The following is an 8205-nucleotide window of genomic DNA, read 5'->3' on the forward strand; positions in this document are numbered from 1 at the left end:
TTTATGATTAAATCCAGATTAAAAACTTTTACGGCTGTATTACTTTTACTGTTTCTGTTTTCCTACAGTCTTCAGGAGTTGTCATTGATTTACCCTTCTTATTTCCCTAAACCGGTTTATGACTTTAAGAAAAGTCCTTTAAAACCTTCAACAGTGGAGTTGGGCAGAAAACTGTTCTATGATCCTATATTATCAAGAAATAATACCATTTCCTGCTCAACTTGTCATTTGTCTAATCAGGCTTTTTCCCATGCCGGTAATCACTTAAGCAAAGGGATTGAAGATGGAATTGGGGACAGGAATTCTCCGGCGATTTTCAATCTGGCTTGGCAAAAAACATTTATGTGGGATGGTTCGGTCGTGAATATCGATGTTCAGGCTTTAGCACCAATCAATCATCCGAAAGAAATGGGAGAGGATATTAATATTGCTGTACGAAGAATCAATAAATCTAAAGAATATAAAACACTTTTTTACAGAAGTTTTGGCGATAGTTTGGCTACTTCTGAACGTCTGATGAAAGCACTTTCACAGTTTCAATTAACAATTGTTTCAGCTTATTCTAAATATGATAAAGTAAAGCAGGGAAAAGCAAAATTCAATCAATCTGAAAAAAAGGGTTATCAATTATTTAAGCAAAACTGTAGTTCATGTCATAAAGAACCATTGTTTTCAACGTATGAATTTGCCAATAACGGACTATCCTATAATTCAGAATTAAAAGACTATGGAAAATGGAACAAGACGTTTGAACCGGAAGATAAAATGATATTTAAAATTCCTAGTTTGCGAAATCTTGCTTATACTTATCCTTATATGCATGATGGCAGATTCAAAACATTGTATGAAGTTTTGGAACATTATGAAAAGGGTATTGAAAAAAGTCCGACTTTAGCTAAACAATTACAAAAGCCAATCATTTTTAATTTGAAAGAAAAGGAAGATTTATTGGCGTTTTTAGCTGCTTTGAATGATTCTGTTTTGGTTTCTAATGCAGAGTATCAAAAGATAAAATAATTTGTAAATAAATGTATTTTGAAAAATTATACCGCTCATTATTTTAAAAAAGAATTCAACAGTATTGGTGGTGACGATTAATTAAAACAAAACCTGCAAAAAATACAGGTTTTAAATTTATTTATTCATTAAAATATTTTCGATAGATTCAAGAATTTCCTTTTCTACATTATCTTCATTAAGTGTTTCAATAGTGTAAAACTTTTCTTTCATCGCTGCGCTTCCGGTTCCGTTTTGGAAAATCGTATCCTGATGAATACTGATTCTCTTTAAGTTTTTGTCGGCAACAAACATGATGTGGGGAAACTTATCATTCGCATAAAAATTAGAGTCTACATTTCTTGAAATCTGAAGCTTAATATTGGTTTGAGAATTGATTCCTAAACCGGTTTTATTTTCTTCGCTGAATGTAATTTTACATCCAAATCCGTTTTGTCTAAGCATTCTTCTGAATTCCTGCATTTTAGGATCTATGAAATTCTTGCACAGCGTTTTAAAACCTTCAATAAAAAGATCGTCTTCGCTTTTCTGTTTTTCCAAGCTTTCTTTGAGCTTTTGTTCTTCCGTTTTTAAGTTTGAAAACAGTCCGTTTAATTTATTTATACTTTCTTCTTTCATTAAATTGTATTTTTCTTCGGTATTTAACTCCGATTTCTTGTCTTTATTAAATATTTTCAAATATAAAAAAAATCATAAAAGATTATCTCTTGTTTTTATTAAAGAATTAGATTTTAGTGTAAATAGCAAAACCTGCTTTGAAACAGGTTTTTATATTTTGGAATTTAACTTTTTAATTTAATATCAGTTAATACTTATTAATTCTTCTTATTTCTGACACAACTATTGTACTCGCAAGACTATCATGTAAACATTGATTTCTTTTATTAAAAAAGAACATTAAAAAACCAATAAAAAAGGTAAGCGCATTAAGGATATTGCCGAAGAAACGTCCGGTAGATTGCCCGAAATTTATCTTTGCACCATCTGTACTCAGGAGTTTTATATTTAAAGCTTTTTGTCCGATTGTTTGTTGAGATTCGCTGCAGTGCATCAAAGAAAAATAGAGCCATCCCGGAAGTATAGGAATAATGGCAGCAGGAATAATGATAATGAAAATATCTAGTATCCTTGCCAATAATCTTTCTCCGAAATTTGCATAACGATATTGTATAATTACATTTTCATAGTGAATCTGTAATGTGTTGTCTTTAAGATATTCTATTCTTCCGGTTCTGTAATCTACGTTTGTAGTCTGAGGAAGGCTCGGTGGAACTTTTTGAATTTCTTTTCTGAGGTTGATAGGAGGTGGAGTTGCCTCAAAAAGACTTTTCAGTTCGTATAGCTTATCGGCTTCCGTCCAATTGTTCAGAGCTCCGTGCCAAATCAAAGTATATCTTTTAATTTCCAGTTTTCTCAGTTCTTCTAAGGTGTAAGGACCTTTTTTGCCGATCCCGTCATGTATAAAATATTTTTGTTCCATAATTTGTATTTAAATTTTATCAATGAGCGCGTAAATATATAAATTACAGATAATTTAACAATGCTTTTTTCACTATAAGAAGAAAATAATGTAAGAAATTCATTGATGATAAATAATCATGAAGCACTAAATTTTATTCTATTAATAAGAGTTGAGAGAATTATTTATTATTTTAAATATACCCTCACTCAGCTTCATATCACCGTATCTGCTTCGAGGATCACTGACTGAATGTTCAAAATCTAACAGTAATTTAATCTTTTAAATAATAAATTTATCCAGAATGGAACCATTCTTGACTTCATAACATCAAAATATACGTTATGAAAACAGACACCATCAAAACAATCGCAAAATACGGACTTGGAGCTATGCTTATTACTGCAGGAATCGGTCACCTTACTTTTGCAAGGAAAGAGTTTCAGGCACAGGTTCCCAATTGGGTTCCACTTGAAAAAGATGATACCGTTGTGTATTCTGGAATTGCAGAAATTGCTTTGGGAGCAACCATTATTGCCACTCCCAAAAAGTATGAATCTCTTGTAGGAAAAATGACAGGAGCATTTTTTACAGCAGTTTTCCCCGGAAATATTGCCCAATATAAAAATGACAGAAACAGTTTTGGGCTCAATACGGATGGAAAAAGGTTAGCCCGATTATTTATGCAGCCTTTACTTATTTTCTGGGCATTAAAATCAACAGAAAAATAGAATCAGACTCAGCGCAATGCTGAGTTTTTTGTTTAAATAGTAAATGACTCCAACCTTTTTATCAAAAAAAGCATCTCTATATAAAGATACTATGAAAATCACAATAGCAAAACCATGTCATGAGAATTGGGAAGAGATGACTCTGCAGGAAAAAGGAAGATTCTGTTCCGTTTGTTCAAAAACAGTCAGAGATTTCACCAATAATTCGGATGATGAAATATTGGAAGTTTTATCTAAACCATCATCAAAAAATATCTGCGGAAATTTTTACGAATCACAACTTAACCGAAATATTCAGTACTCGTTTATCAACTCACTTTTATCTAAGTTTGCCGTTGGTTTTATATTGACTGCAGTAGGAATTGTTTCTTTAAATGCTCAGGAGAAAGATTCTGTGAAAACTTCAGCTCTTACAAATCTTCAGGGGCAAATAATTGGTCTGTCAGCAAATTCTCAAAACGGAGTAGTGATACCATCAACACGAGGTATGCCTTCGTCAATTCAAGGAAATAATGAATCTTTGTGGGTTGTTGACGGAGAAATTACTGATGCCAAAAGTTTTAAAGATTTTGATGCTAAGAAAATTAAAAATATAGAAATACTTAAAGGAGTACAAGCCACTTCACTCTATGGAAGTAAAGGAAGAAATGGGGTGATTTTAGTAACATTGAAAAAAAGATTTAGAGATAAAAAGTAAGATTCTCTTTTTACTGATGATTTATTTATTTAATATTAATTCTCATTCAAATACCCTTTAAATAGAGCAAATCTATTAATTATCTCTTTTAAAAACGGATTTTTAGGTCTAAATTTATTCTTTCAAATTTCAAACTATTAAAACGAATAATTTATGAGTTTAGCTAATGAGGCGTCATTCCGTGACCTGTTCAAATCAGAAAATGAAATTCCAGAAGAATATAAAGTTCCCATAATCCACCAGCGAGAATATCTACTCAACGGAGAATTGGTAGAATGGAATGGAGATGTAACAGAAATCTATTCCCCGGTTTGTATTAAAACCGAAAACGGTTTAGAGCGAAAACTGTTGGGGAGCATTCCAAATATCAGCCCGAAAGAAGCAATGGATGTTTTAGAGGCATCGGTAAAAGCTTACAACAATGGTTTAGGAGAGTGGCCGACAATGTCGGTAGAAGGGAGAATCAAATGTATGCAGAAATTTGTGTACTTGATGATTAAAGAGCGTGATTTAATTGTCAAGCTTTTGATGTGGGAAATTGGAAAAACTTTGGCAGATTCTACGAAAGAATTTGACAGAACGGTAGATTATATCAACCAGACTATTGATGCTTTAAAAGATTTAGACAGAGAATCATCACGCTTTCAACAGACAGAAGGAACGATTGCACAAGTCAGAAGAGCTCCACTTGGTGTCGTTTTGAGTATGGGACCTTTTAATTATCCTTTAAACGAAATTTTCACAACGTTGATTCCTGCTTTAATTATGGGAAACACGATTTTGTTTAAACTTCCAAAACATGGTGTTTTAGCACATTATCCTTTATTAAAAGCTTTCAAAGAAGCTTTTCCGAGAGGAACAGTGAATACTTTATACGGAAAAGGTTCGGAAATCATCACCCCAATCATGGAAAGCGGAAAAGTAAATGTTTTAGCATTTATTGGTTCGAGTAAAGTGGCAAATGGACTGAAGAAATTACATCCGAAAGTAAATCGATTGAGAGCTATTTTAAGCTTAGACGCAAAAAATGCCGCCATTGTAACTAAAAATGCAAATCTCGACATTGCCGTGAGCGAAATTATTCTCGGAGCGCTTTCATTTAACGGACAAAGATGTACTGCTTTGAAATTGATTTTCGTACAAAAAGATGTTGCTGAAGAATTTACAAAGAAACTAACAGCTGCAGTTTCAGCCTTAAAACCTGGACTTCCATGGGAAAAAGATGTGAAAATTACTCCGCTTCCTGAAGTTAATAAACCTCCATATTTACAAGAATGTATTCATGATGCTATATCTAAAGGTGCAAAAGTTTTGAATGAAAATGGCGGATTTACAGAAGAATCTTTTGTTTTTCCAGCAGTTGTTTATCCTGTGAATAGTGAAATGAAACTGTATCATGAAGAGCAATTCGGACCTGTAATTCCTGTAGTTCCTTTTGACGATATTGAAGAACCAATCGATTACCAAGTGAATGCAGATCACGGAATGCAGGTGAGTATTTTCAGTGAAGATGCTCAAGAAGTTTCACAATTAATTGATCCTTTCGTGAACTTAGTCAGCCGTGTAAATATCAATTGTCAAGCTCAAAGAGGACCGGATGTTTTTCCTTTTACTGGAAGAAAAGATTCTGCAGAAGGAACGCTTTCAGTTTTTGATGCGCTTCGTTCGTTCTCAATCCGTTCGTTGGTTGCAGCGAAAATTACAGATTCCAACAAAGAGTTGCTGAATACCATTGTAAGAGATCACGATTCTAATTTCCTGAGTACGGATTATATTTTTTAAGTATTTAATCTAACTAAAAATAAACCCCGCAAAAAAATATTGCGGGGTTTTCTGATTAATGATTAATCAGATATATTGAAAAAAGACTTTAATTATTAGTCAAAAACTTTGTAAGAATCTGATTCAACTGTTCTGCGTGAGTTACATTTAATCCATGTGGAGCGCCTTCAATCGTAACAAAGTCATTATCTGCAATTCCTTGGGCGGCTTGCTTACCTGCAGTTTCTATAGGTACAATTTGGTCGTTGTCACCATGTACAATCAGCGTTTTTACATTTACATTTCCAATTTCCGGTCGGAAATCTGTATTTGCCCAGCTTTCAGCACATTTAATGGTGGCGATAGGAGAGGCGTTTGAGGCGATACTCCAATCGTAATTTAGTTGTGCCTGACTTACCGTTTGTGAAAGCAATCCGTAGTTGTAAAAGTTTTTGTGAAATGTTTCCAGGAAAGTTACTCTATCGGTTTTAAGATTTTCCATAATTCCATCTAAATCTTCCTGCGGAACTCCATGTGGATTATCATCTTTTTGTTTTACTAAAGGAATGATAGACGAAATCAGAGCAATTTTATCTACATTTTCAGAACCGTAATTGGTTAAATAACGAACAACTTCACCACCTCCCATTGAGAATCCGAAGAGAATGACGTTTTTTAAATCTAGCTGAGTAATAATTTCATGTAAATCTGCAGTTAATCCATCATAATCATATCCATCTAAAGTCGGTGCCGATTTTCCGAAACCTTTTCTGTCGTAAGTAATTACTCTGTATCCTAAATCTAAAAGAACCGGAACTTGCAGTTCCCAAGATTTTCCGCTCAAAGGCCATCCGTGAATTAAAATAATTGGTTGTCCCGAACCGAAATCTTCGTAATAAAGTTCAAAATTTTTGCTGTCTTGTTTTGTAATGTAAGGCATATTGATATTTTTTTGTGATGTGATTACGTAAACACAAATTTTACGCCACCACAGGTGTGAAATAAAGATGTGGTATGTGTTTTTTGTGATTTTAATTATTTTTGACAGATTATGTTTATTGCGTTTTATTGAGTTCTTGGTAAGTGTGTATGTTTGCATGCAAAACCTTGTCAAGGTTATTTGAATGATGAATATTAACCTTGACAAGGTTAAATATTTAATCGTTTTTGGTCATTCTGTAGGAATCTAAGCGTTTTTTTAGAGATGTTTAAAGTCCTACAGAATGACAAAACTATATTTAAAAATTGTAGACACTAAATCAAATAAAAAATAAAAAATGTGTAACATTTAATTCAAACAACTACTAACTCCATAGAGTTGAAAGCCATGACCTCATTAGAACAGGAATTTTTACATAAAATAGAAAAGCATAAAGGAATCATTTTTAAGATTTCTAAAATGTACATGGATGATAAAGATGACCGGGACGATCTTTTTCAGGAAATAACCTATCAGGTCTGGAAAGCGTATGCAGGTTTCAGAGGTGAAAGTGAATTTTCAACGTGGCTGTACAGAATTGCCTTGAATACGGCGATTGTCTTCTTGAAATCAGAAAAGAAAAGAAGCTTCATCAACAACGAAGATTTTACCGATTACAAAATTGTGCAGGATGAATATGACCTCGAAAAAGAAGAGAAACTCTCTGCAATGTATAAAGCAATTAATCAATTAAATCCGATCGATAAAGCATTTATCTTTTATTATCTGGAAGATTTCTCAGGCAAAGAAATTGCCGACCAAATGGGAATTTCCGAAGGAAATGTAAGAGTGAAAATGAACCGCGCTAAAAATAAACTGAAAGAAATTTTAAATAGTAAGTAATGAAAGATATGAGTTGCATTTTAATGTTTTATAATAGAATCCTTAATCTAATCTCAATCTCAACCTAAAATAAAGTATTATGAATATAGATGACCTTAAAAATACATGGAATGACGATGTTTCAGAAGAAACACCCGAAATCAGCATCGAGCATAGCAATAAAATCAATCTTCCGTTAGAAAAAATCAGAAGAAATATGAGAATGGAGTTTTGGTCAACAGTAGGAATTTTGATCTTCGGATTTCTTATAGTCTGGATTCCTGTTCCGGAAGCTCCATTCAAGTTCAAATTTTATTTGACGGTATTGTTGTTTTCAATGGTGATTGTGGTGTCGTTTTTCTTTAGTAAATTTTTCAAATTGTATAAAGATATCAGTAGCCCAATGATGAAAACTTATGAGAGTCTGAAGGATTTAAAGTATCAGTTTGATCTGAATAAACAGTACTACCTTTCATTTATGCTTTCGTTTGTACCGTTTTTGGTGTGTGAATTGATTATTGTGATTGAATTTATTCCTCATCCTAAACCATTGAATGATGTGCAGGTTGCCACAACCATTCTTTCTATGCTAGCAATTGGGCTTTTTGGACTTTTCTTACTTGGAAAATATTGGTATAGGATTTTTTACGGAAAGTATGTGAGTCAGATTGAAAGTCTATTGATTGATCTTAAAAAATAACGATTAGATTTTCGCTTATAGTTTCGGGGGGGGGAAAGG

9 protein-coding genes are annotated in these 8205 nt (G+C 33.1%); 6 read left to right on the forward strand and 3 right to left on the reverse strand.

Going from position 1 to position 8205, the window contains the following annotated elements:
* The first annotated feature begins 3 nt into the window (after positions 1-3).
* Positions 4-1017 (forward strand): cytochrome-c peroxidase, encoded by a 1014-nt coding sequence (locus tag OEA66_RS16635; protein ID WP_267282437.1) that lies wholly within the window; start codon positions 4-6, stop codon positions 1015-1017.
* Positions 1018-1134: 117 nt separating this feature from the next.
* Here OEA66_RS16635 and OEA66_RS16640 read toward each other — a convergent pair whose 3' ends face one another.
* Together OEA66_RS16640 and OEA66_RS16645 are read right to left on the reverse strand one after the other, a co-directional pair.
* Complete coding sequence (locus tag OEA66_RS16640) at positions 1135-1635, reverse strand: hypothetical protein (RefSeq protein ID WP_267282438.1); 501 nt, start codon at positions 1633-1635, stop codon at positions 1135-1137.
* A gap of 187 nt (positions 1636-1822) precedes the next feature.
* Positions 1823-2497: an RDD family protein gene (locus tag OEA66_RS16645; RefSeq protein ID WP_267282439.1), complete on the reverse strand. Its 675-nt coding sequence runs from the start codon at positions 2495-2497 to the stop codon at positions 1823-1825.
* A gap of 323 nt (positions 2498-2820) precedes the next feature.
* Between OEA66_RS16645 and OEA66_RS16650 the strand changes: the two genes are divergently transcribed.
* From OEA66_RS16650 to OEA66_RS16660, 3 genes are all read left to right on the forward strand, one after another.
* On the forward strand, positions 2821-3207 hold the full coding sequence (locus tag OEA66_RS16650) for a DoxX family protein (protein ID WP_267282440.1): 387 nt from the start codon (positions 2821-2823) through the stop codon (positions 3205-3207).
* A gap of 91 nt (positions 3208-3298) precedes the next feature.
* Positions 3299-3904: a TonB-dependent receptor plug domain-containing protein gene (locus OEA66_RS16655; protein WP_267282441.1), complete on the forward strand. Its 606-nt coding sequence runs from the start codon at positions 3299-3301 to the stop codon at positions 3902-3904.
* Positions 3905-4057: 153 nt separating this feature from the next.
* On the forward strand, positions 4058-5686 hold the full coding sequence (locus OEA66_RS16660; protein ID WP_267282442.1) for an NADP-dependent glyceraldehyde-3-phosphate dehydrogenase: 1629 nt from the start codon (positions 4058-4060) through the stop codon (positions 5684-5686).
* 88 nt (positions 5687-5774) lie between these two features.
* Here the strand turns inward: OEA66_RS16660 and OEA66_RS16665 are convergent, their stop codons facing one another.
* The gene (locus OEA66_RS16665) at positions 5775-6605 is read right to left on the reverse strand and encodes an alpha/beta fold hydrolase (protein ID WP_267282443.1); all 831 of its coding nucleotides are present in this window, start codon (positions 6603-6605) and stop codon (positions 5775-5777) included.
* Positions 6606-6992: 387 nt separating this feature from the next.
* On the opposite strand from OEA66_RS16665, the gene OEA66_RS16670 reads away from it, so the two are divergent.
* Both OEA66_RS16670 and OEA66_RS16675 read left to right on the forward strand, forming a co-directional pair.
* Complete coding sequence (locus tag OEA66_RS16670) at positions 6993-7487, forward strand: RNA polymerase sigma factor (RefSeq protein WP_267282444.1); 495 nt, start codon at positions 6993-6995, stop codon at positions 7485-7487.
* Between the two features lie 79 nt (positions 7488-7566).
* Positions 7567-8166, forward strand: coding sequence for a hypothetical protein (locus tag OEA66_RS16675; protein ID WP_267282445.1), 600 nt, complete (start codon positions 7567-7569; stop codon positions 8164-8166).
* The last annotated feature ends 39 nt before the right edge of the window (positions 8167-8205 follow it).

The sequence above is a fragment of the Chryseobacterium luquanense genome (genome assembly GCF_026460945.1).
In the GTDB taxonomy this organism is placed as follows: domain Bacteria; phylum Bacteroidota; class Bacteroidia; order Flavobacteriales; family Weeksellaceae; genus Chryseobacterium; species Chryseobacterium luquanense.

Coding starts and splice junctions, on each gene's coding strand:
- OEA66_RS16635 (WP_267282437.1), top strand. CDS start 4: ATGATTAAATCCAGATTAAAAACTTTTACGGCTGTATTACTTTTACTG.
- OEA66_RS16640 (WP_267282438.1), bottom strand. CDS start 1,635: ATGAAAGAAGAAAGTATAAATAAATTAAACGGACTGTTTTCAAACTTA.
- OEA66_RS16645 (WP_267282439.1), bottom strand. CDS start 2,497: ATGGAACAAAAATATTTTATACATGACGGGATCGGCAAAAAAGGTCCT.
- OEA66_RS16650 (WP_267282440.1), top strand. CDS start 2,821: ATGAAAACAGACACCATCAAAACAATCGCAAAATACGGACTTGGAGCT.
- OEA66_RS16655 (WP_267282441.1), top strand. CDS start 3,299: ATGAAAATCACAATAGCAAAACCATGTCATGAGAATTGGGAAGAGATG.
- OEA66_RS16660 (WP_267282442.1), top strand. CDS start 4,058: ATGAGTTTAGCTAATGAGGCGTCATTCCGTGACCTGTTCAAATCAGAA.
- OEA66_RS16665 (WP_267282443.1), bottom strand. CDS start 6,605: ATGCCTTACATTACAAAACAAGACAGCAAAAATTTTGAACTTTATTAC.
- OEA66_RS16670 (WP_267282444.1), top strand. CDS start 6,993: ATGACCTCATTAGAACAGGAATTTTTACATAAAATAGAAAAGCATAAA.
- OEA66_RS16675 (WP_267282445.1), top strand. CDS start 7,567: ATGAATATAGATGACCTTAAAAATACATGGAATGACGATGTTTCAGAA.